The sequence below is a fragment of the Tomitella biformata AHU 1821 genome (assembly GCF_000524475.1).
GTDB classification, from domain to species: Bacteria; Actinomycetota; Actinomycetes; order Mycobacteriales; family Mycobacteriaceae; genus Tomitella; species Tomitella biformata.
Window position 1 is genome coordinate 1 of the sequence record NZ_BAVQ01000048.1, and the last position, 1,356, is coordinate 1,356.

At 64.4% G+C, this 1,356-nt stretch carries 1 protein-coding gene; it reads left to right on the forward strand.

Annotation, left to right across the window (positions count from 1 at the left end):
• Positions 1-52 precede the first annotated feature (52 nt).
• Positions 53-1,329 (forward strand): IS3 family transposase gene (locus TBIF_RS14895; protein ID WP_148302287.1). Its coding sequence is split into 2 segments (ribosomal slippage): positions 53-326 and positions 326-1,329, totalling 1,278 coding nucleotides; the frame shifts between segments, so codons are not numbered across the junction.
• The last annotated feature ends 27 nt before the right edge of the window (positions 1,330-1,356 follow it).

Below are 1,356 nucleotides of genomic sequence, written 5' to 3' on the forward strand. Positions count from 1 at the left end.
TGAACTGCCCCAGGTTTTGTGCCGCATCCTTGTGAGTTGAAAGGATGCAAACATGCCCAAGAAGATCGAGCCCGCCGTCCGGGAACGGATCATGCGAATGATCGCCGAGCAGCGCAACGACTATCCGAACCCGACCGCGTTGGCAAAGGTGATCGCCGAACGCGAGCGGATCGGGGTTGAGACCGTCCGCCGCTGGATCGTGCAATCCGAGGTCGACGCTGGCACCCGGCCCGGCACCACGAGCGACGGACAGGCCGAGATCAAGGCGCTCAAGGCGAAGGTCCGCCGCCTCGAGGAGGACAACGCGATCTTGAAGGCCGCGACGGTTTTCTTCGCGGGGGAACTCGACCCCCGAAACCGCTGATCATGGGGTTCATCGACTCCATGAGAGCGGAAGGCCACGCGGTCGAGTCGATCTGCCGGGTCCTGCGGGAGCAGGGCTGCCGGATCGCCGCGAGGACGTATCGATCCTGGTTCACCCGCGGTGCCTCGGCCCGCACCATTTCGGACGCCGAGGCCGTCGACACGGTCCGGGCGGCCGCGTGGGCTGAGCAGGTCGACGGGACCCGCAAACTGGCCGCGGAGGGCCTTTACGGGCGCCGGAAGATGGTCGCCCATCTGCGGCGCACCACGTTGCCGACCGTCAGCTTCGGCGCCGTCGACCGGGCGATGCGGACGCTGGGGTTGGAGGGGGTGCGCCGCGGAAAAGCGCCCCGGACGACCGTTCCGGCCAAAAACGGCAAACGTGCCGGCGACCTGTTGAACCGGGATTTCACGGCACCTGCGCCGAACCGGGTGTGGATCACCGACTTCACGTATTGCCGGACGTGGGCTGGGTTCACCTATGTCGCGTTCATCGTGGACGTCTTCGCCCAACGGATCGTGGGCTGGCACGCGGCGACGTCGATGACGACGGATCTGGTGATGGTGCCGTTGCGAATTGCGTTGTGGGACAGGGAACGTCAGGGCCAACCGTTCGATGCGGGACAGGTCGTCGCGCACTCGGATGCCGGAAGTCAGTACACGTCGATCCGATACACGAATCACCTTGCGCTAGAAGGGATTACGCCGTCGATCGGCAGTGTCGGGGATGCGTATGACAATGCGTTGATGGAGTCGATCAACGGCCTGTTCAAGACGGAGTGCATGCGCACCTCGGTGTTCCACGAGGGGCCGTTCAAGACGATCGGCGATGTCGAGTTCGCGACGGCGGGCTGGGTGGATTGGTACAACAATCGGCGGCTGCATTCGAGCCTGGGGATGGTCCCGCCGGTGGAGTTTGAGCAAGTTCATTATGCTGCCCTCAAGGCTGAGCCGCAGCCCGTTTAGGAGCGGCACAGAACCTGGGGCAGTTCA